The sequence below is a fragment of the Lysobacter firmicutimachus genome, from assembly GCF_037027445.1.
Classification (GTDB): domain Bacteria; phylum Pseudomonadota; class Gammaproteobacteria; order Xanthomonadales; family Xanthomonadaceae; genus Lysobacter; species Lysobacter firmicutimachus.
Window position 1 is genome coordinate 1,250,319 of the sequence record NZ_JBANDL010000002.1, and the last position, 19,943, is coordinate 1,270,261.

The 19,943-nt window shown below is 70.0% G+C and carries 19 protein-coding genes; 8 read left to right on the forward strand and 11 right to left on the reverse strand.

The genetic code is table 11. The features are described 5' to 3' along the window. Positions 1 to 4: 4 nt before the first annotated feature. Entirely contained in the window at positions 5 to 1,609 is a 1,605-nt protein-coding gene (locus V2J18_RS05325) for a PKD domain-containing protein (RefSeq protein WP_336131262.1), read from the reverse strand. A gap of 414 nt (positions 1,610 to 2,023) precedes the next feature. Here V2J18_RS05325 and prmC point away from each other — a divergent pair, with 414 nt between their 5' ends. Continuing rightward, positions 2,024 to 2,908, forward strand: coding sequence for a peptide chain release factor N(5)-glutamine methyltransferase (prmC, locus tag V2J18_RS05330; protein WP_336131263.1), 885 nt, complete (start codon positions 2,024 to 2,026; stop codon positions 2,906 to 2,908). A 233-nt stretch (positions 2,909 to 3,141) separates the two neighbouring features. Continuing rightward, positions 3,142 to 4,083 (forward strand): prolyl aminopeptidase, encoded by a 942-nt coding sequence (gene pip / locus V2J18_RS05335; RefSeq protein WP_336131264.1) that lies wholly within the window; start codon positions 3,142 to 3,144, stop codon positions 4,081 to 4,083. A gap of 165 nt (positions 4,084 to 4,248) precedes the next feature. On the opposite strand, the gene V2J18_RS05340 is transcribed toward pip, so the two are convergent. From V2J18_RS05340 to V2J18_RS05355, 4 genes are all read right to left on the reverse strand, one after another. Next, a complete protein-coding gene (locus tag V2J18_RS05340; RefSeq protein WP_336131265.1) occupies positions 4,249 to 4,590 on the reverse strand; it encodes a hypothetical protein in 342 nt (113 codons plus the stop codon). 146 nt (positions 4,591 to 4,736) lie between these two features. Further along, a complete protein-coding gene (locus tag V2J18_RS05345) occupies positions 4,737 to 5,234 on the reverse strand; it encodes an NUDIX hydrolase (protein ID WP_064749723.1) in 498 nt (165 codons plus the stop codon). A 144-nt stretch (positions 5,235 to 5,378) separates the two neighbouring features. Further along, a complete protein-coding gene (locus tag V2J18_RS05350; protein ID WP_336131266.1) occupies positions 5,379 to 6,308 on the reverse strand; it encodes a 5'-3' exonuclease in 930 nt (309 codons plus the stop codon). 23 nt (positions 6,309 to 6,331) lie between these two features. Then, positions 6,332 to 6,916, reverse strand: coding sequence for a nitroreductase family protein (locus tag V2J18_RS05355; protein ID WP_336131267.1), 585 nt, complete (start codon positions 6,914 to 6,916; stop codon positions 6,332 to 6,334). A gap of 175 nt (positions 6,917 to 7,091) precedes the next feature. Between V2J18_RS05355 and V2J18_RS05360 the strand changes: the two genes are divergently transcribed. Further along, complete coding sequence (locus V2J18_RS05360) at positions 7,092 to 9,341, forward strand: DUF1631 domain-containing protein (protein ID WP_261370211.1); 2,250 nt, start codon at positions 7,092 to 7,094, stop codon at positions 9,339 to 9,341. A gap of 246 nt (positions 9,342 to 9,587) precedes the next feature. After that, a complete protein-coding gene (locus V2J18_RS05365) occupies positions 9,588 to 10,703 on the forward strand; it encodes an NAD(P) transhydrogenase subunit alpha (RefSeq protein WP_336131268.1) in 1,116 nt (371 codons plus the stop codon). A 344-nt stretch (positions 10,704 to 11,047) separates the two neighbouring features. Here the strand turns inward: V2J18_RS05365 and V2J18_RS05370 are convergent, their stop codons facing one another. From V2J18_RS05370 to V2J18_RS05380, 3 genes are read right to left on the reverse strand one after another with little or no spacing between them, the layout of a single operon-like run. After that, positions 11,048 to 11,506 (reverse strand): DUF3106 domain-containing protein, encoded by a 459-nt coding sequence (locus V2J18_RS05370; protein ID WP_064749718.1) that lies wholly within the window; start codon positions 11,504 to 11,506, stop codon positions 11,048 to 11,050. A gap of 6 nt (positions 11,507 to 11,512) precedes the next feature. Further along, positions 11,513 to 11,932, reverse strand: coding sequence for a hypothetical protein (locus V2J18_RS05375; protein WP_141233595.1), 420 nt, complete (start codon positions 11,930 to 11,932; stop codon positions 11,513 to 11,515). Then, positions 11,929 to 12,543 (reverse strand): RNA polymerase sigma factor, encoded by a 615-nt coding sequence (locus V2J18_RS05380; protein ID WP_079248351.1) that lies wholly within the window; start codon positions 12,541 to 12,543, stop codon positions 11,929 to 11,931. Before V2J18_RS05380 ends, V2J18_RS05375 begins: the two co-directional genes overlap by 4 nt. Positions 12,544 to 12,767: 224 nt before the next feature. Here V2J18_RS05380 and V2J18_RS05385 point away from each other — a divergent pair, with 224 nt between their 5' ends. Beyond that, positions 12,768 to 13,064 (forward strand): NAD(P) transhydrogenase subunit alpha part 2, encoded by a 297-nt coding sequence (locus V2J18_RS05385; protein ID WP_336131269.1) that lies wholly within the window; start codon positions 12,768 to 12,770, stop codon positions 13,062 to 13,064. Positions 13,065 to 13,206: 142 nt separating this feature from the next. After that, positions 13,207 to 14,643, forward strand: a complete 1,437-nt coding sequence (locus V2J18_RS05390; RefSeq protein WP_064749721.1) for an NAD(P)(+) transhydrogenase (Re/Si-specific) subunit beta — start codon at positions 13,207 to 13,209, stop codon at positions 14,641 to 14,643. 192 nt (positions 14,644 to 14,835) lie between these two features. Here the strand turns inward: V2J18_RS05390 and V2J18_RS05395 are convergent, their stop codons facing one another. Next, positions 14,836 to 15,342, reverse strand: coding sequence for a hypothetical protein (locus V2J18_RS05395; protein ID WP_336131270.1), 507 nt, complete (start codon positions 15,340 to 15,342; stop codon positions 14,836 to 14,838). 94 nt (positions 15,343 to 15,436) lie between these two features. Next, on the reverse strand, positions 15,437 to 16,306 hold the full coding sequence (locus V2J18_RS05400) for a helix-turn-helix domain-containing protein (RefSeq protein WP_336131271.1): 870 nt from the start codon (positions 16,304 to 16,306) through the stop codon (positions 15,437 to 15,439). A gap of 284 nt (positions 16,307 to 16,590) precedes the next feature. On the opposite strand from V2J18_RS05400, the gene pdxR reads away from it, so the two are divergent. Next, entirely contained in the window at positions 16,591 to 18,036 is a 1,446-nt protein-coding gene (gene pdxR, locus V2J18_RS05405) for a MocR-like pyridoxine biosynthesis transcription factor PdxR (RefSeq protein WP_336131272.1), read from the forward strand. Positions 18,037 to 18,629: 593 nt separating this feature from the next. Here pdxR and V2J18_RS05410 read toward each other — a convergent pair. After that, the gene (locus V2J18_RS05410) at positions 18,630 to 19,082 is read right to left on the reverse strand and encodes a hypothetical protein (RefSeq protein ID WP_336131273.1); all 453 of its coding nucleotides are present in this window, start codon (positions 19,080 to 19,082) and stop codon (positions 18,630 to 18,632) included. Between the two features lie 101 nt (positions 19,083 to 19,183). Between V2J18_RS05410 and sufT the strand changes: the two genes are divergently transcribed. After that, positions 19,184 to 19,735 carry a putative Fe-S cluster assembly protein SufT gene (sufT, locus tag V2J18_RS05415; protein ID WP_064750028.1) on the forward strand — a complete coding sequence of 184 codons (552 nt, stop codon included), beginning with the start codon at positions 19,184 to 19,186 and terminating at the stop codon, positions 19,733 to 19,735. Positions 19,736 to 19,943: the final 208 nt, after the last annotated feature.

Genomic DNA, 19,943 nt, shown 5'->3' on the forward strand with positions numbered 1-19,943 from the left:
TGCTTCAGCGCACTTCGAACTCGTAGATCCGCGTCGCCGGATCGCCGTTCTGGGTCGGGGTGGCGACGTTGAGTTTGACGTAGCGCGCCGAAGTGGCGCTGATCGAATGGGTCGACGTGCTGGCGGTGTTGGCGCTCACCGACACCGGGGTGCTCCAACTGGTGCCGTTGCTCGAGGTCTGGATGGTGAAGGCCTTGCTGTTCCAGTTGCTCGACTCGCCGCCGGCGCCGGCGTGCTTGACCACGAAACTGCTGACCGTCTGCGCCGAGCCCAGGTCGATCTGCAGCCAGGCCGGCGAGGCCAGCGAGCAGAACTTGTCGGTGTTGCCGCCGGAGACGCTGCCGTTGACCGCCTTGGCCGGGCCTTCGTTGGCGTTGCACGAGGCCGAGCCGGTAGCCGGCTTGTTGAGCGCGAGATTGACGTTGCCGGCGCCGACCGACACCGTCTGGGTTTTGGTGTGGGTGGCGCCGCCGTTGTCGGTCACGGTCAGGCTGACGTTGTAATTGCCCGCGCTGGCGTAGGTGCGGCTGGGGTTGGTCGCGGTCGAGGTGCCGCCGTCGCCGAAGCTCCAACTGCGCGAGGCGATGCTGCCGTCGGCGTCGCTGGAGGCGTCGCTGAAGTGGGCGGTCAGGCCGTTGACGCTGACGCCGAAGTTGGCCACCGGCGCGGTATTGCCGCTGAGCGCATTGTTAATCGCCGCCGCATATTGCGCGCTGGTGCCCTGCGCCCAGCACTTCTGGATGTCGTCGTACAGCCACAGGAAGCCGCCGCCGATGCCGGCGCTGGTCTTCCAGCCCGCCATGCGGGTTTGCACCTGCGAGGGACTGTCGCCGGCGGTGCAGCCGGTGCCGTGCTTGGTCCACAGGCCGGGCATGACGGTCATGCCCATCGCGGTGTTCCAGTTGGCCGGGTCGTTGCCGGCGCCGCCGTCGTACACCTGCAGATAGATGCGGTCGACCGAGCTGCCGAGGTTGTCCTTGACCCCTTTCCAGAAGCTCTGATTGGTGTACGGCGCGAAGGTGATCTTGTAGCCCAGGCCGACCAGCATCTGGCCGAACTGGGTGGTGTCGGCGACGTTGTAATGGCTCTCGTCGTCGAAGTTCACCGCATCGGCGCCGGTGGCGCTCTTCAGGGCCTGGAAGTTGCGGTAGAGGATGCTGCTGCTGCCGGTGCCGCAGACGATGGTGGTGCCGCAGCCGGCGGCGGTGCCGTTGGCCAGGTTGGCCATGCGTTCGAAATCCGGCACGCCCCAGGCGCCGATCGACACCTCGACCCGCTTGACCGAGGTCGGCGCGGTCTTGAGCGAGGCCAGCCGCGCCGGCCAGTCGGCGTCGGCGCCGATGTAGGCGCCGTTCTTGACGATGGGAATGTCGTTGTAGACCAGGTCGCCGTTGGCCTCGATGTGGATGCTCCACAGGAACACCGTGGTGAAGCCGGACGCCTTGAGGTCGTTGATGACGGTCTGGCCGCCGGAATAGAACGGACCGCCGCCGAAGATCGCCGACTCGGCGCCGAATGCGGCCGGCGCGGCGACGGCGAGGGCCAGGGCGGCCAGCCGGGGAACGAAACGGCGCAAGGCGGAGTTGGAACGCTGGGTCGGCTGGGTCATGGACGATCCCCTGAAGTGATGTGGGTGGTCGGCGGCGGCGCGCGATCTGACACGGGACGGCACAGGCTCGCGCGGCGGGTCGCCTTGGTCGGCGACGCGGCCGACATTGCGAGCGGCGATTTCGCGGTGTCAACGTTTGGATCGATTTAAACCCTGTCAAATCGTTTAAAAATCGGCCGGCGACGAAGTTTTTCCCGAGCAATCAACACGCTGGGCGGCAAGGCGCATTGGCGGGCCATGGCGACCGTGCGCACGCATCGCGGGCGGCCTGCGTTGCGTCGCAACACGGATGCGCGCGAAGCGCGGCGCAACGCTCCGCGGCCGGCGCGCAGGCGCGACGTCGCGCAGTAGGGGGACGCGCCGGAACTGCGTTGTTCGGGCGCGCCGCGCGAGGCGGGCCCTTACAATGCGCCGATGACTTCCTCTCACGACCCCGGTTCCGCGGCGAGTCCGCAGGAGGCCGGCGCGCGCCGCGTCGATGCCTTGCTGCGCGCGGCGCGCTTGCGCATCGAAGCGGCCGAGGCCGAACTGCTGCTGGCGCACGCGCTCGACCGCAGCCGCGGTTGGCTGTTCGCGCACGACGATCACCTCGTCGCCGACGACGCAGCGCAGCGTTTCGCCGACTCGCTGGCGCGGCGCGAGGCGGGCGAGCCGGTCGCCTACCTGATCGGCCGGCGCGGGTTCTGGCGTTTCGATCTCGAAGTCAGCGCGGCGACCCTGATTCCGCGTCCGGAGACCGAACTGCTGGTCGAGCTGGCCTTGGCGCGCCTGCCGGCCGGGCCAGCGGCGGCGGTGGCCGACCTGGGCACCGGCAGCGGCGCGATCGCCCTGGCCCTGGCCTACGAGCGGCCGCAGGCGCGGGTGGTCGCCACCGACGTCAGCGCCGCCGCGCTCGCGGTTGCGGGCGCCAACGCGCGCGCGCTGGGGCTGAGCAATGTCGTGTTCCGCCAGGGCGACTGGTTCGCCCCGCTGGCCGGCGAACGTTTCGACCTGATCGCCAGCAATCCGCCCTACATCGAGGCCGGCGATCCGCATCTGCAGCAGGGCGACCTGCGTTACGAGCCGGCCGCGGCGCTGGCCTCGGGCGCCGACGGCCTGGATGCGATCCGGGTCATCGCGGCCGCTGCGGCGTCGCATCTGCGGCCGGGCGGTTGGTTGCTGATCGAGCACGGCTGGAACCAGGGCCCGGCGGTGCGCGACCTGCTGAGTGCGGCCGGCTTGGTCGAGGCGGCGACCGAACGCGATCTGGAGGGGCGCGACCGGGTGAGTCTGGCGCGGATGCCGGACTCGTTGGATTGAATTCGACCGCCCGACGTCGCGTTCGCTGGGACGGCGGGCGGCGGTGAGGCGCGGTCGTGCCGGGTTCCGGCTTTGTCGGCCGCGTCGGCGTCGGTTCGCCTGCGCGTTCCCTGGCGCGGCTTGCGCCGCTCCCGCAGGAGCAGGCCGGCGAGCGGCGGCGCCATACGCCGGCGTTGCCGACGCGACGGGTCGTCGCCGGTAAACTGGTCGGCCTCACGACTGCGAGGCCTGCGATGCGCACGCTCTACCCCGAGATCGAACCCTTCGACACCGGCACCCTGCGGGTCGACGACCGCCACACGCTGTATTACGAACAGTGCGGCCACCCGAACGGCAAGCCGGTGGTGCTGTTGCACGGCGGTCCCGGCGCGGGCTGCAGCGCCAAGATGCGGCGCTTCCACGACCCGGCCAAGTACCGCATCGTGCTGTTCGATCAGCGCGGCAGCGGCCGTTCGACCCCGCACGCGGACCTGGTCGACAACAGCACGTGGGACCTGGTCGCCGATATCGAAAAGCTGCGCGCCAAGCTCGGCATCGAGCGCTGGCAGGTGTTCGGCGGCTCCTGGGGCTCGACCCTGGCTCTGGCCTATGCGCAAGCCCATCCGCAGCAGGTCACCGAGCTGGTCCTGCGCGGCATCTTCATGCTGCGCCGTTGGGAGCTGGAGTGGTTCTACCAGGAGGGCGCCTCGCGCCTGTTCCCGGACGCATGGGAGCATTACCTGCAGGCGATCCCGCCGGTCGAGCGCCACGACCTGATCAGCGCCTACCACCGCCGCCTGACCAGCGCCGACGAGAAGACCCGTCTCGACGCGGCGCGCGCGTGGAGCGTGTGGGAAGGCGCGACCAGCTTCCTGCATGTCGACCAGGATTTCGTCAGCGGCCACGAAGACGCGCAATTCGCGCTGGCGTTCGCGCGGATCGAGAACCACTACTTCGTCAACGGCGGCTTCTTCGAGGTCGAAGACCAACTGCTGCGCGACGCGCACAAGATCGCCGACATCCCGGGCGTGATCGTGCACGGCCGTTACGACGTGGTCTGCCCGGTGCAGAACGCCTGGGAGCTCAAGCAGGCGTGGCCGAAAGCCGAGCTCACGATCACCCCGGCGTCGGGGCATTCGGCGTTCGAAGCCGAGAACGTCGACGCGCTGGTGCGCGCGACCGACCGCTTCGCCTGATCCGCGCCCGTTGGCGGCTCGCGCAGCGCTCCTCAGGCGCGGCGCGAGCCGCGCCGCCGTCTCGCCCGTTCGCCGCGCTTTGTCCTTGGCCCCTGTAGGAGCGGCGTAAGCCGCGACCGCGCTGCTGCGGTCTCGCGGCGTCTGTGTTCGAAGGCATCTAAAGCTTCAAAGCTCAAAAGCAAAGCTTCCGTCCGCAAGCGGCCGGGTCACTTTCTTTGTCCAAGGCGACAAAGAAAGTAACCAAAGAAAACGCCATGGCTGTTTCGAATCAAGGGCCACTATGGGACGGGGCTTGCGCAGGGCTGCTCCGCACAGGCCATCCATGGCCTGGCTGCGCACGGCCCGCATCCCTGCGGGCCGCCCTTCGGGGCTGCAGGTCTTCTCGCGAGTTCGGTCCCGCGCCAAGCTCTTCACGGCAACGGCAACGGCAACGGCAACGGCAACGGCAACGGCAACGGCAACGGCAAGTGCAGCGTCGTTGTTTTTTGGGGCAGGAACGGCGTCCACGGAGATTTCCTTCGGTCACAAGCCGCGACCGCCATTTCCGGTCTCGCCGCGCTTCGTGCCGCAGGTGGTATGGCGTCTCTGCGGCTGTCGCGGCTCACGCCGCCGCTACAGGAAACGCCGACGCATACGGGGCGAAACCGTTCGTTTCAGCCCGCCGGGCTGCCGTCCGGATTGCGTTCGATCATCCACAGCCCGGCCCAGAGCTTGAGATCCAGTTCGTAGCCCTCGTCCTGCTTGGCCATCAACCAAGCAGGGGCGTGGTCGCGCGGCACTTCGTGGACGACGATGTCCTCGCCGTCGACGCCGCCGCCGTCGCCGACCCGGCGCAGGCCGGTGGCGCGGACGAAGGCGATGCGTTCGCTGCTCATGCCGGCCGAGGTCGGGCCGATCAGCAGCACTTCGACCTTGGCCGGTTCCCAGCCGGTCTCCTCGACCAGTTCGCGCCGCGCCGCCGATTCCAGGGTGTCGTGGTCGTGGTCGTCGCCGACCAGTCCGGCCGGCATCTCGATGGTGCGTGCGCCCAGCGGCACGCGTTGCTGTTCGACGAACAGCACCCGGTCGTCGGGAGTGACCGCGATGATGATCACCGCCATGCCCTTGCCGTGGGTGCGCTCGGCGTATTCCCAATGACCGCGCCGCATCATCCGCAGCCACTGGCCCTGGTAGAGCGTTTCCACGCCGTTGTCGGCGCGAGCCTGAGCCTGCTCTGGGGCAGCGTGTCCGTGGTCGGCCGGGGTCATTGCGGTCCTCGCGTCATTGCGTCGCCATGTGCATGCGGAAAGACGATGTTATGACGGAACCTGTGACGTCGCGAAGTCGAGCCCGACCGCTTCGTGCAGCCTGCGCCGGGTCATCGGCCCGAAACGCAGGCGGTCGCACAGTTCCAGCAGACCGGCCGGGTCGGCCGCGCTGCGCGCGAAGTGACCGCGGTCCTCGCCGAGCGGGGCGTCGATCGCGATCGTGGTCAGCTGTCGGCACAGCAGCGCCTGCTCGCGGTGGGCGCGCAGCTTGGCCGCGGCGCTGGCCGCGCCGCGCAGGCGCAGGAACGGCACTTCCTCGACCCGCGCCAGTAGCGCGTCGAGGCTGCCGAAGTGGCCGAGCAGGGCGGCCGCGGTCTTGGCGCCGATCCCGGGCACGCCCGGGATGTTGTCGACCGCGTCGCCGGTCAGGGCCAGGTAGTCGGCGATCTGGGTCGCCAGCACGCCGTGCCGCGCCGGCACGCCGTCGGCGCCCCAGCGCTGGCCGCGGGCGAAGTCCCACTGTTCGTCGTGAGCGTCGAGCAATTGCGACAGGTCCTTGTCGGCGGACACGATCACGCCGCGATAGCCTCGGCCGCGCATCGCGGTCAGCGCGCTGCCGATCAGGTCGTCGGCCTCGTATTCGACGTCGGCCAACACCGCCAGGCCGAGCGCGCTGCACAGGGCCTTGCAGTGGCCGAACTGGCGCTTGAGCGCGTCCGGGGCCGGATCGCGGTTGGCCTTGTAGGCCGGGTACAGGCGATTGCGGAAGCACGAATCCAGCGCTTCGTCGAACGCGATGGCGATGTGGCGCGGCCGCTCGCGCTCGATCAGCTCGAGCAGGAAGCGGGCGAAGCCGTGCACGGCGTTGGTCGGCCAGCCTTCGGCGTCCTGGAATTCGTCGGGGATCGAATGCCAGGCGCGGAACACGTACAGGCTGGCGTCGATCAGATACAGCGGGGGGCGCGGCGTCGGGGTCATCGGTGCATTCCAACACGCGCCGCTCAGCGCGGCGACCAGGTCCGGGTCAGTCCGGCGGGGTCGGGGCGCTCGCGCTCCGGTGCGTCCAGGCGCGCGGTGCCGATGTGGATGAAGCCGGCGATGCTTTCGTCGGCTTCCAGTTCCAGCCAGCGCGCGACCTGCTCGTCGTAGGCCGGCCAGCCGGTCAGCCAGACCGCGCCGTAGCCGTAGGCCTGCGCGGCCTGCAGCAGGGCGAAGCAGACGCAGCCGGCGGTGAGGGTGCGCTCGAACTCGGGGATCTTCTCGTCCGGGCCGAGTTTGGCGATCACCGCGACCACCAGCGGCGCGTGCGAGAAGCGGCTGCGGTCTTTTTCGACCGCGGCGGCGCCGGCATCGGGAAAGCGCTCCTGGCCGCGGCGGGCGACCCGTTCGCCGAGTTCGTGGCGCGCATCGCCCTGGATCAACAGAAAGCGGAACGGCACGCGTTTGCCGTGGTCGGGAACGCGCACGGCCGACCGCAACATACGCTGCAGCGTCGATTCGTCCGGACCAGGTTCCGTGAGTTGCTTGGCCGGCACCGATCGGCGGGAATCGAGTGCGTTCAGCAGTGCGGGGACGGCGGGGGACATAAGAGACAAGGGGACTCCGGTCACAAAAATGAACGACAACACATTAATGGACGCATATTGGCACTATCCTGCCTCTGCAGTCGGAAATCGACGCAGCAGCGTCCAGCTCATCAGGGGAAATTCGTAAGTGTCCGGCCACTTGCACGGCGTCGCTCAGGCAACGCGCACCGATCCCGTGCGCGTGCTCGAAGAAATCAAACGACAGACGCTCGAGCAACTCGGGGGGCTGCCGGGCAGCCTGTACCTGCCGATCGAGGAAGCCCTCAAGGCCGAGTCGCTGAAGGGCGACGGACGCAATCACCAATACGAAGACCAGGCCGCATTGTGGGTCCTGCGCCAGCAGCAGGCCAGTCACGTCATGGCGTTTCGGCAGCAGGTCGCACTGGGCTTCGACGCGTTCCGCGCGCCCGGCTCGGCGGTCGGCGGGCTGGGCGGCACGCCGCTGCAACTGGTCGGCGATCAGCAGCTGGCTTTCGATCTGGACGGCGAGCGCCTGACCGAAGCGCTGGACCACCGTTATCTGCGTCCGCTGGAGATGATCCAGGGCCGGCTCAAGATGCTGTCGCAGGCGATGGGCGCGCCGATCGGAATCAACCCGCTCGGGCCGTATCGCCTGGTGCGCGCCTTCACCGCGGTCTACAACGACGCGACGGTGACCGAAAGCCTGCGCCTGCGCCTGTTCCGCCAGTACGAACAAGAGCTGGCGCGACTGCTCGGCGATCTCTACGGCCGGGTCAACAATCTGCTTGCGACCGCCGGTTACGGCGTCGGCTTCGGCGCCCCCGCGCCTGGCGCGCCGGTGCGCGCGGCCGACGATCGCGCCCGCGAGCGCAACACGCTCGACGAGGTATTCGACACCGTGCCGCACCGCGAGCCCCACGCGCCCCTGCCCGATTACAGCGCCGCGATGGGCGGCTACAGCGACAGCCACGGCGGCTCCGCCGGCTACGGCAATTACGGCGCGCAGGCGCCGGTGTCGCAGGCCGATGTCGCGGCCATGGCCAGCGAACTGGCCGAGCTGCGTTCGCAGCTGCATGCCTGGCGCGAAGGCCTGGTCAAGACCGGCGGCCTGCCGCCGGCGCACATGCCGCAGCGCTCGATGGCGCCGCGCCGCGAGCTGCGCGTGGACGAAGTCGTCGGCATGGTCTCGCTGCTGCAGCCCGAGCCGCCGGATGCGTTCGCCCGCGCCCTGGCCGTGTCCGGCCGGCTCGGCGAAACCATCCGCGACCAGCTCTACGACGGCGCGCGCCGGCTCGGCTTCAACCCCGACCAGACCTGTTTCAGCGCCGAAGAAGACGACGCGATCGACCTGGTCGCGCTGTTGTTCGACTCGTTGTTCCGCAATCACGCCCTGCAGGACCGCGCGCGCCGCGTCTATGCGCGGCTGGTGATGCCTTACGTCAAGGTCGCGCTGACCGACAACGAGGTGTTCGTCAAACGCGAACACCCGGCGCGGCGCCTGCTCGACGCCATCACCGAGGCCTGCGAAGGCAACGACGGCGAGACCCAGCAGGACCGCGACCTGCTCGAGCGCGCTTCGTCGATCTCGCAGCGGATCGTGTCCGATTACAACGAAGACCTGGCGGTGTTCGAGCTGGCCCATGCCGAGCTCGACGCGCTGCTGGCCCAACACCGGCGCCGGATCGAGCTGCAGGAGCAGCGCGCGGCCAAGGCCACCTACGGCCGCGAGCGGCTCAACGCCGCCCGCAACCAGGCCGATCATGCGGTGCGCGAGCGGGTCGGCGATTCCGAACTGACTCCGGCGGTGGCCGAGTTCCTGGCCACGCCCTGGCGCCATCACGTGGTGCAGGTGCTGCTGCGCGAAAACGAAGACCCCAAGCGCCGCGCCCAGGCGTTGGCGCTGGGCGACGCGCTGGTCATGGCCGACCGCTTGGCCGCGGAGAACCGTGGCCGCGAGCTGGCCGACCAACTGCTCGCGCTGCAGCCGGTGATCGTGCAGTGCCTGGCCAGCTCCGGCCTGGACGACAACGCCGCCCAGCAGGCGATGGCCGAGCTGGTACGCGCCCTGGCCACGCCCGACCACGCCCGCCGGCAACATCCGCAGCCGAGCGCCGCCGAGGTCGAAGAGGACGTGGCCGAGGAGCGCAAGCTGTACCTGTCCGCAGGCATGGAGCAGGTCGCCCACGATCCGCTGCTGGCCCAGCGCATGCGCGAGTTGGAACCCGGCGACTGGCTGCGCCTGACCAACACCCAGGGCGAGACCCTCGCGGTCAAGGTCGCCTGGGTCAGCCCGCTGACCTCGCGCTTGCTGCTGGTCAACCGCCGCGGCGTGCGCGCGCTGGTCGCCTCGGCCGAGGAATTGGCCGTGCTGGCGGCCTCCGGCCGGCTGGTGGTCGGCGCCGAGCGCACCGCCTTCGACGAGGCCATGCGCCAGGTGCGGCGGCATCTGGACCGGGTCATCTGACGCCGGCAATCAGCGAGCGGGTACAGGCGATAGCGAAAGCGGCTTCGGCCATGATTTAGCCATCGCCATCGCCATCGCCATCGCCCGACGCCTGTTGGCCGTTGCCTGCCCGGCGATCTCCCCGTCTTGTGTGCCATCTGCTTGGGCCGTGACTGGCTGCCGCTTCCGCGCGGCCGTCCGTCCGGCGAGATCGCGCAGCCGCGGCCGCATCCGCTAGGATGCAGCGAACCGGGCACGGAGCGAAGCATGTCGGGCATCACGATTGGCGTTGCGAGCGAAACCGCGGCCGGCGAGAAGCGCGTGGCGCTGACGCCGGAAACCTGCAAGAAACTGATCGCGCGCGGCGCGCGGGTCCGCGTCCAGCGCGGCGCCGGCCGCGCCTCCAGCTTTACCGACGAGGCCTATGTCCAGGCCGGCGCGGAGCTGGCCGACGACGCGGCCGCCGCGCTCGGCGAAGCCGACGTGGTGCTGTGCGTGCAGGCGCCGGAGCCGGCCCGCCTGGCGACGCTGCACGAGGGCTCGGCCGTGGTCGGGTTGCTCGCGCCGCAGGCCGATGCCGCGCGCGGCGACGCCATCGTCGCGCGCAAGCTGCTCGCGTTCCCGCTTGAGCGCTTGCCGCGCACCACCCGCGCCCAGGCGATGGACGTGCTGAGTTCGCAGGCCGGCATGGCCGGTTACAAGGCGGTGCTGATCGCCGCCCAGTTGGCGCCGCGTTTCTTCCCGATGCTGACCACCGCCGCCGGTACGATCCGCCCGTCCAAGGTGCTGATCGTCGGCGCCGGCGTCGCCGGCCTGCAGGCGGTGGCCACCGCCAAGCGCCTCGGCGCCCAGGTCGAAGGCTTCGATGTGCGCCCGGAAACGCGCGAGCAGATCGAGTCGCTGGGCGGCAAATTCCTCGACCTCGGCGTCAGCGCCGCGGGCGAGGGCGGTTACGCGCGCCAGCTCACCGACGAGGAGCGCGCCGAGCAGCAGCGCCGGCTCGGCGAGCACCTGAAGAACATCGACGTGATCGTCTGCACCGCCGCGGTGCCAGGCCGGCCGGCGCCGAAGATCATTACCGCGGCGATGATCGCCGGGATGAAGCCGGGCAGCGTGCTGGTCGACCTGGCCGCCGAGACCGGCGGCAATTGCGAGCTGACCCGGCCCGGCGAAACCGTCGACGCCGACGGCGTGACCGTCGCCGGCCCGCTCAACCTGGCCAGCAGCGGCGCGGTCCACGCCAGCGAGATGTACGCGCGCAACCTGCTCAACTTCGTCAGCCTGTTCGTCGACCAGGGCGCATTGAAGTACGACTGGAACGACGAGCTGCTGGCCAAGACGGTCTGGCCGCAGCCGCCGGTCGCGGCCGCGGTGGCGGCCTGAGCCGCTGCCGCCGCGCGATTCCATCGCGGTGCGGCAAGAGCAGGGCAAGGGCGAATCCCGCCGTCGCCCCTTTTCCAGGGGGAATGGCGAAAGCGGTTGCGTCGGTGAGGTAGCCGAAGGCCGCTGCGCGGGGCGCCCGACCCTGTAGGAGCGGCGTAAGCCGCGACCGCCGCAGCGAGGCACGCTAGCGCTGCGGCCGCGGCCCCCCTGCACCGGGCCGGTGTGCTTTAGCCCCCGGCGCGGACGGCTGGGCTGTCTTCGGCCGAGGCGCTACCGGCTCGTTTCGTCGCTTCGATAGGCGCGGCTTACGCCGCTCCTGAGCGGGCGTCCAGCGCTCGGCGCGCTCAATCGCGCGGCGCGTCGTCGCGACGCCACGGCGGCGGGTTGGCCTTGACCCAGGCGCGGCGCTGCTCCGGGGTCATGTCGCGCCATTGGTTCATCAGCGCGCGCCGGCCGGTTTCGTCGAGCACGCGCATCTTGGCGTACAGGGCGCGCATCTGCTTGCGCTGCTCCGGGTCCAGGTGCTCCCAGTGCTTGAGCCCGCGGCGCGCGTTGCTGCGCTCCCGCGGAGTCATCTGCTGCCAGCGGCGCGCATGTTGCAGCATGCGCTGGCGTTCCTCCGGCGAGCTGTTCCAGCGTTCGCGCATCGGCGCGATCAGTTGTTCGCGCTGGGCCGGGCTCAGCTGCTCCCAGGCCGGCAACGGCGCGGCCGGCGGGTCGGCGGCGAACGCCGGCGCGGCGGCCAGCAGGGCGAGGCCGGCGAGGGCGAGGCCGGCGCGGCGGAGAGGGGCGAGGCGACGCATGGCGGGTTACTCCGGCTGAGTCGGCAGGGCGTCGCCATTGGACGCCAGCCACAGATAAAGATCGGGATTTTCGTCGAGCGCGGCGACCGAAGTGTCGGCGTCGTAGCCGATCGCGGGCGTTTGCTCGGCCAGGGCCGGCGCCGACGCGGTCGGGGCCGGCGGCGCGGGGCCGACGAACTGCAGTCCCAGGGCCAGGGCGACGGCGGCGACGCTGCCGCTGGCCAAGGCCCAGCCGAGCAGTCCGCCGCGTCGCGCCCGGGCATGCGCGGTGTCGTTGCGGATGCTGCGCAGGCGGGCGCGGGTGGCCGGTTCGACCCGGTCCAGGGCCTGTCGATGCAGGGCGCGCATGGCTTCATCGAAACGCGCGTCGCGCTCGTCGCCGGCGGCGGGCGCCGGCCCGGGGCTGTTGTGTGTGTTGCGGATCATCGCCATTCCTCCAATTGCCGCTGCAGGGCTTCGCGTGCGCGCGACAGATGGGTTTTCACCGCGCCTTCGCTGCAACCCATCGCCCGCGCGGTCGTGGCGACGTCGAGTTCTTCCAGCACGCGCAGGCTGAAGGCCTCGCGTTGGCGTCGCGGCAGCGCGGCCAGGGCCTGCGACAGCCGGGCATAGGCTTCGCGGCCGTCGTGGGCGCGCTGCGGATCGGGGCCGTCGTCGGCCCAGTCCAGCGGCGTGTCGTCTTCGCGCGCCGCCGGGGCCAGCCAGCGCAGCCGGAAGGTGCGCCGGCGCTGCAGGTCGACGATGCGGCTGCGCAGGATGCTCCAAAACAGCGGCGTCCATTCGGTGGCCGGGCGTTCGCGATAGGCCAGCATCTTCATCATCGCGTCCTGGACCGCGTCCAGCGCGTCCTCGCGATGGCGCAGGCCGAGTTCGGCGAAGCGGAACGCGCGCGCGCTCAACCCGGCCAGGAAAGCATCCAGGCTGGCCGGCGCACGGGCCGGCGCGCCCCCGGGCGGGACGGGGGCGGGCCGTTCCGGCGGGGACGGCGCAGGCTCCAGCGGCAGCGGTTCGGCGTCGACGCTCACTGGCTCCAGCATACGGGCGCCTGGCGGTTGCAGCACCTGGGCGGCTCCTCAGCGTGCCGCGCGCGGACGGCGGGCGCGACGGTGGGGGGACGGGTTCGGCATCGCGGGATCCTGGGCGACGTAATGGGCATCACATTCGGAACCGGAAACGCGCCGCCGGCTGGGCGGTTGACGAGGCTGGCGCTGTATTCAGGGCCGGTTATGATGCGGAAGACATCGCATGGGGACAGGTTCGGATGAACGACGGTTTCGTGGCGCTGTATATCTTCATGTTGGCCGCGATCGCCGGCCACGTGATCATCTCGCGGGTCCCGGTGATCCTGCATACCCCGCTGATGTCGGGCTCCAACTTCATCCACGGGATCGTCCTGATCGGCGCGATCATCGTGCTCGGCCACGCCGAAACCCCCCTGGAAAAGGCCATCGGCTTCGTCGCCGTGCTGCTCGGCGCCGGCAACGCCGCCGGCGGCTACGTGGTGACCGAGCGCATGCTGGAGATGTTCAAGTCGAGCAAGATGGCGGGTGGCGCATGAGCGGATCGTCGCTGGAGAACGGGGCTCAGGACTCGGCTCTCGGGTCCCGCAAGAGCGCCGATGGCGCCGCAGCCACCGGGGTTGTCGGGCTCGAACGCCGAATTACGAATCCCGAATCCCGAAGCCCGACGGAGGCGAACGCATGAGTGGGCTGGATATCCTGGTCAAGTCCAGCTACCTCGTCGCCGCCACCTTGTTCCTGCTGGGCCTGCAACGCATGGCCTCGCCGGTGACCGCGCGCAGCGGCATCCGCTGGGCCGGCGCCGGCATGGTCATCGCCACCGCCGCGACCTTCCTGCTGCCCGGGCTGCACAACCTGGGGCTGATCGCGCTCGCGCTCGGCATCGGCACGATCCTGGCCTGGGTTTCGGGCAAGAAGGTGGCGATCACCGACATGCCGCAAATGGTCGCGCTGTACAACGGCATGGGCGGCGGCTCGGCGGCGGCGATCGGCGCGGTCGAACTGCTGCGCCTGGCGGCGCGCTTGCCCGCCGATCCGCTGCAGGCGCAGCTCGAGCGCGGCGTGATCGAGATGCAGACGCCGACCGTGGCCCTGGTGCTGGCGGTGGTCGGCGCGGCGATCGGCGCGGTCTCGCTGTCGGGTTCGGTGATCGCCTGGGCCAAGCTCGACGGACGGCTCGACAAGCGCGTGGTGTTCCCCGGCCAGCAGGTGTTCAACGCCGTGGTCGCGCTGGCGATGGTCGTGCTCGGCGTGGCCGCGATCGCGACCCTCAACGTGCCGATCATCATCGCCTTTTTCGTGGTCGCGCTCGCCCTGGGCGTGCTGATGACCCTGCCGATCGGCGGCGCCGACATGCCGGTGGTGATTTCGCTGTACAACGCCTTCACCGGCCTGGCGGTGGCGTTCGAAGGCTATGTGCTCGGCAACGAGGCGCTGATCATCGCCGGCACCATGGTCGGCGCGGCCGGCATGCTGCTGACCCGGTTGATGGCCAAGGCCATGAACCGGCCGATCCGCAACGTGCTGTTCTCCAACTTCGGCGGCGGCGGCCAGGCGCAGGAAATCAGCGGTACGCAGAAGCCGATCGAGGCCGGCGACGTCGCGGCGATGATGGCCTTCGCCGAGCGCGTGGTGATCGTGCCCGGCTACGGCCTGGCGGTGGCGCAGGCCCAGCACAAGATCTGGGAACTGACCCAGAAGCTGATCGAGCGCGGGGTCAAGGTGAAGTTCGCGATCCATCCGGTCGCCGGGCGCATGCCGGGGCATATGAACGTGCTGCTGGCCGAGGCCGGCGTGCCCTACGACCTGATCGCCGACATGGACGACATCAATCCCGAGTTCGCCAACACCGACGTATCGTTGGTGATCGGCGCCAACGACGTGGTCAATCCGGTCGCCAAGACCGATCCGGCTTCGCCGATCTACGGCATGCCGATCCTGGACGTGGTCAATTCCAAGAACACCATCGTCATCAAGCGCGGCAAGGGCACCGGTTTCGCCGGCATCGAGAACGCCCTGTTCTATGCCGACAACACCCGCATGCTGTACGGCGACGGCGCCGAGATGGCCAGCGCGCTGGTGTCGGAGTTGAAGGCGCTGGATGGCGGCGGGCATTGACGCCGGAGGCGATCGGCGAGCGGCGAGAAACGAGCGACGAGGATGAGCGACGAGCCGCGGCACTAGCGGCTCGTCGCCGTTCACTCCGCACCTTATGGGTTGCAGGTTGCGTTGGCCGGCCCGCGGTACGGTCGTCCGGCAAAGAGCAGCGAGCCAGGGCGGCGACTCGTAGTCCGCGGCGTCCGCCGGCGCCTAGCGCCGGCCCCGCAGGCCTCGTCCGACCGCCCATGCGATCGGCCAGGCCACGCACATCACGTGCACCAGCACGCTGAGCACGATCCAGACCACGTCGTCCGGCAGGCCCTTGCCGCCCGCGCGCGACAGCGGCACGACGATGAAATTCATCGCCACGAACAGCCACAGGCCGTACAGGGTCGAGGCGATCCACGGATGGCGGCGCATCCACGCCAGCCGGACCGCGGCGACGGCGTAGACCGCGGCCATGACCAACGCGATGAAGTAGTGCAGGAACAGGCCCAGCGCCGCGGTCGGCGCGCCGCCGGCGAGCGCGGTCTCGCGGCCGACCAGCCCCGAGGCGACGCTGTGCAGCACGCGCTGCGCGGGGACGCCCACTGTCAGGCCCCAGTACGAGATCGCATAGGCGATATCGAGCGTGGCGGCGATCAGGCCGCCGACCAGGGTCCACAAGAGCAGATTCGACGACGGCGCGGAGCGATGCGAGCGAGAAACGTCGGTCATGGCGAGGCTCGATAAGAGGACGGCGGCCACCGCCAGGTCGGACCGCAGTGACGGCGCCGCGCGACGGCGGCGCCCATGATGTCGGCAGGGCGGGTCAGGCGACCCGTGCCGTCGGTGGTTCCAGCCGCCGCGCCTGGGTCGCGGTCAGGCCGAAAGAGTTCTTGAACGCGCGGCAGAACGCGCTCTGGCTTTCGAAGCCCAGCGCCTCGGTGATCTCGCATACCGGCATGCGGGTTTCGCGGACCATGCGCCAGGCCCGGTCCGAGCGCAGCCGCGAGGCGAACTCGGTCGGGGTTTCGTCGAACACTTCGCGGTAGATCCGGATCAGATGACACGGCGAATAGCTGGCGCAGCGGGCCAACCGGCCGAGGTCCAGACGCAGTTCGGGATGGCGCCGGATCAGGTGCTGGACCCGCAACAGGCGCAGCAGGGTCTGCTGGCGCCGGCGTTGAGTGCGGCCGCTGCAGCGCGGCAGGCGCGCCAGCAGGTCGCGCTGTTGTTCCAGCAGCAATGCGCACAGGGTGCGCAACAGCGCGCCGGCATTGCGCTCGCCGGCCGGCTCGATCCGCCGCGCCAGTCGCACCAGCAGGCGTTGCGCATCGCGCGGCGCGGCGCCCTCCCAGGGCAGCGGTTCCTCCAGCGCGGCGCCCTCGGCCGGCGCGGGCAGATGCGGGCGCCAGGCGGTCTCCGGGCCGCACAGGCACAGCCACCAGCACGGCACCCGCGCGCTGCTGCGCAGGCGGCCGTCGCGCCAGACCTGCAGGTGCCCGGGCGCCAACTCCCAGGTGCTGTCGGCGGTTTCCAGCCGCAGCGGACCGCGCAGCGGCAGCCACAGCGACAGCCAGCCGGCAGGCAGTTCCAATTGGACCGCGCGTCCCGAGGCGCGGATCAGGTGCAGGCCCGGCCGCGCGGCGGACAGGTCCAGGTGTTCGGCGAAATGGATCCGGTGGTGGTGCAGGTTCATGCGTCCCTCGTCCTGGTGGCGCAGCGGTGACCCGGCGATGGCTCCTACGCTAGCCAGCCGGCCCCCGCGGCTGGAGGGCCAATCAGCCCGGACTCGAAGGAGCCAATTGACGCCCGGCCAGTCGCGGCCGTTGGAGCCGCCGCCGTCGCATTGCGTTATGCGACGGGCAGGGCCGGCTTATGCAGAATTCGACCGACTGGCGGCAGTGGTCTCCCCGGCGGGACAATGGCTTGGCACTATCGGACGCTCGGACGGCCCGCGGGGGGCCAATCGGAGCCGCGCACATGTATCTGCCGCTCGACGGTCGCGGACCTTTGCACGGCCAATTGGTCCGCTCGCTCAAGGACGCGGTGCTCGGCGGGCGGTTGCCGGCCGGGCTGCGCTATCCGCCCAGCCGGCTGCTGGCGCAGCAGCTGGACCTGTCGCGCAACACCGTGCTGGCCGCCTACGAGCAATTGCGCGCCGAGGGTTTCATGCAGGCCCGGGTCGGGTCGGGCAGTTATGTGGTCATGCCGGGCGCGCCGGTGCAGCCGCGCAGCGAGCCGCCGCAGCGGGTACCGCCGCAAAGCGCCTATGCGCGCCGCTTGCGCCGCTATCACGATCATGGCGCCATGCCCGGCCGCGGCGTGCCGGGCGTGCTGCACAGCTTCCAGTACGGCGTGCCGTTCACCAATCCGCTGCTGACCTCGGCCTGGGCGCGCGCGCTGTCGCACGCGGCCGCTTACACCCCACCGAACTATCCCACCGCGCAGGGCCTACCGATGCTGCGCGCGGCGGTCTGCGAATACCTGTCGCTGCGGCGCGGAGTGCAAGCGCGGCCGGAGGACGTGATCGTGGTGACCGGCACCCAGCAGGCGGTGAGCCTGACCGCGCGGGTGCTGCTCGATGAAGGCGACGAGGTCGCGATCGAAGAGCCGCAGTATTTCGCCGTGCGCGAGGCCCTGCAGATCCACGGCGCGCGGCTGGTGCCGGTGCCGGTCGACCGCGAAGGGCTGCGCACCGACCTGTTGCCGGAGCGTCCGCCGCGGCTGATCTGCGTGACCCCGTCGCATCAGTTTCCGACCGGCGCGCTGATGTCGCTGGCGCGCCGGCGCGCGCTGCTCGACTACGCCTGCCGCCACGACTGCTGGATCTTCGAGGACGACTACGACGGCGAGTTCCGCTACGACGCGCAGCCCCACGCGGCCTTGTGCGGGCTCGACGACAGCCGGCGGGTGATCTACACCGGTACCTTCTCCAAAGTGCTGTTCCCCTCGCTGCGGCTGGGCTACATCGTCGCCCCGCCGGGCCTGCGCGACGATTTCGTCAGCGCCAAGTGGGTCGACGACTTCGGCTCGCCGGCGATCGAGCAGGCCGCGCTGGCGCATTTCCTCGCCGACGGCGGTTTCGAACGGCATCTGCGCCGCACCGCCAAGACCCTCAAGCAACGGCGCGACGCGCTGCTCGGCGCGCTGCGGCGCTCTTGCGGGGAGGCCTTGGACATCGACGATTCGAACGCCGGCATGCACCTGCTGGTGTGGCTGCGCGGGCGCAGCGCGGCGCAGGGCGATGCGTTCATCGCGTTGGCGCAGCGGCGCGGGCTGGGGCTGTATTCGATCGCGCCCTACTATTTCGATCCGCCGGACCGGGCGGGCTTGCTGCTGGGCTATGGCGCCCTGTCGGTGGCCGAAATCGAAGAGGCGGCGCGCCTGTTCGCCGCCTGCCTGGCGGAGATGGATTTCCCCGAGTGACGCGCCGCGGCCGTGCCGTCCATGCAGGCGCGGCGTGAGCTGCGACCCCGGGACGCGCAGAGAACCCAACGCCGGCGCCATCGATCGAAACCCGACATCGTCGCGGGGCGGGGTAGGCGCAACGCAAGTCGCGACCGCCCTCTCGCCCGGTCGCCGCGTCTTTGTCCTGGGCCCCTTTGTAGGAGCGGCGTAAGCCGCGACCACGGGACGCGCAGAGAAATCAACGCCTTCGCTATTGATCGAAGCTCAAAACCGTAGCGCCGGCGTCTATGGACAAAAGCTCCAAGCGAAGCTCCCGTCCGCAAACGGCCGGGTCACTTTCTTTGTCCAAGGCGACAACGTCCTACTGGATTTCCTTCGGTCAAAAAGTAGCCAAAGAAAACGCCATGGCCGTTTCGCATCAAGGGCCACTATGGGACGTAGCCTGCGCAGGGCTGCTCCGCACAGGCCCTCCCCGGTCTGTCCGAAGCGGCACCAAGCTCTTCATGGCAACGGCAACGCTGGGCACGGCGTCGTTGCTTTGGGGCAGGGGCGCAAGCCGCGACCGCGTTGCCGCGGTATCGCATCGTTAGCGCCCGCAGCCGCCAACCGCCTCAGCGCGAGGCGACCACCGCCACCGCCGCGGCCAGCGCCAGCCAGATCAGGTCGGTGCCGCTATTGGCCAGCTGGAACAAGGTCCAGGCGAAATTCGGGCCCAACCGGGTCGAGGACTCCAGCGGACCGAAACCGAGCATGCCGCCGTACTGGCTCGCGGCGATGCCCCAATTGGCGATCAGCACGATCAGCGCGCTCGCCGCCAATCCCAGACCGGCCCGGCGCGGGCCCGGGCGCCAGCCGCCCAGGCGCAGCATCCAGGCGATGTCCAGCGCGCCCAGCACCGCCATCCAGCTGCACTGGCGGTCCCAGGCCACCGCCAGCAACACCCAGAACGCGGCGAAACCGACCGTGCCCAGGGCCAGCAGCAGCCAGGAGAATGCGGTCACCCGGCGTTGCGCGCGCTCGGTCTGGCGGGGGGCACGGGGTTCGGTCGGCACGGCGACGGTCATCGGCGGAACACTGTGGGCGGGGCAAGCCCTACAGCATAGCCGGCCGGGGCCGGTAGAATAGGCCTTCTTGTGCTGCGGCACGGCGTCCCCATCTTTCCGGCATGTACTCCCGCAGCAGCGAACCCGTCCGTTTCGAGCGCGATTGCGCCGTCGTCATGGTCCCCCAAGGCGAGCAGGTGACCCTGCCGGCCGGCAGCGTGGGCTACATCACCCAGGCCCTGGGCGGCAGCTACACGGTGTTCGTCGAGGGCAACCTGTTCCGCATCCACGGCCGCGACGCCGACGCCATCGGCAAAGAACCGCCGGAACCGCTGGAGCTGCCCGAAGGCGCCGACGACGAAGCGGTCGAACGGCTGGTGTGGCAGCAACTGCGCACCTGCTTCGACCCGGAGATCCCGATCAACGTGGTCGAGCTGGGCCTGGTCTACGAAGCGGCGGTCAAGCATCGCGACGACGGCCAGCGCACGGTCGAGGTGCGCATGACCTTGACGGCGCCGGCCTGCGGCATGGGCGATATCCTGGTCGACGACGTGCGCAGCAAGCTGGAGATGATTCCGACCGTGGCCGAGGCCGATGTCGAACTGGTGTTCGATCCGCCGTGGAATCGCAACATGATGTCCGAGGCCGCGCGCCTGGAAACCGGCATGCTGTGACTGCATCGGCGCCGGGCGGATCCGGCGCCGATCGGCGAACCCGCCGGCGTCGCGCGCCGAACCGGATGAGCGCCCGCATCGCGATCGCAGGCCTTCGACTGTACGAACGCGTGCGCTGATACAAAAAGCACATTAATTCCCGTTGCGACGATCGCCGATCCGTCGCCAACCTGTCGCGATTCCGAAACGTATGGTGCCGATACGTGAT

Coding starts and splice junctions, on each gene's coding strand:
- V2J18_RS05325 (WP_336131262.1), bottom strand. CDS start 1,609: ATGACCCAGCCGACCCAGCGTTCCAACTCCGCCTTGCGCCGTTTCGTT.
- prmC (WP_336131263.1), top strand. CDS start 2,024: ATGACTTCCTCTCACGACCCCGGTTCCGCGGCGAGTCCGCAGGAGGCC.
- pip (WP_336131264.1), top strand. CDS start 3,142: ATGCGCACGCTCTACCCCGAGATCGAACCCTTCGACACCGGCACCCTG.
- V2J18_RS05345 (WP_064749723.1), bottom strand. CDS start 5,234: ATGATGCGGCGCGGTCATTGGGAATACGCCGAGCGCACCCACGGCAAG.
- V2J18_RS05350 (WP_336131266.1), bottom strand. CDS start 6,308: ATGACCCCGACGCCGCGCCCCCCGCTGTATCTGATCGACGCCAGCCTG.
- V2J18_RS05355 (WP_336131267.1), bottom strand. CDS start 6,916: ATGTCCCCCGCCGTCCCCGCACTGCTGAACGCACTCGATTCCCGCCGA.
- V2J18_RS05365 (WP_336131268.1), top strand. CDS start 9,588: ATGTCGGGCATCACGATTGGCGTTGCGAGCGAAACCGCGGCCGGCGAG.
- V2J18_RS05370 (WP_064749718.1), bottom strand. CDS start 11,506: ATGCGTCGCCTCGCCCCTCTCCGCCGCGCCGGCCTCGCCCTCGCCGGC.
- V2J18_RS05375 (WP_141233595.1), bottom strand. CDS start 11,932: ATGATCCGCAACACACACAACAGCCCCGGGCCGGCGCCCGCCGCCGGC.
- V2J18_RS05380 (WP_079248351.1), bottom strand. CDS start 12,543: ATGCTGGAGCCAGTGAGCGTCGACGCCGAACCGCTGCCGCTGGAGCCT.
- V2J18_RS05385 (WP_336131269.1), top strand. CDS start 12,768: ATGAACGACGGTTTCGTGGCGCTGTATATCTTCATGTTGGCCGCGATC.
- V2J18_RS05390 (WP_064749721.1), top strand. CDS start 13,207: ATGAGTGGGCTGGATATCCTGGTCAAGTCCAGCTACCTCGTCGCCGCC.
- V2J18_RS05395 (WP_336131270.1), bottom strand. CDS start 15,342: ATGACCGACGTTTCTCGCTCGCATCGCTCCGCGCCGTCGTCGAATCTG.
- V2J18_RS05400 (WP_336131271.1), bottom strand. CDS start 16,306: ATGAACCTGCACCACCACCGGATCCATTTCGCCGAACACCTGGACCTG.
- pdxR (WP_336131272.1), top strand. CDS start 16,591: ATGTATCTGCCGCTCGACGGTCGCGGACCTTTGCACGGCCAATTGGTC.
- V2J18_RS05410 (WP_336131273.1), bottom strand. CDS start 19,082: ATGACCGTCGCCGTGCCGACCGAACCCCGTGCCCCCCGCCAGACCGAG.
- sufT (WP_064750028.1), top strand. CDS start 19,184: ATGTACTCCCGCAGCAGCGAACCCGTCCGTTTCGAGCGCGATTGCGCC.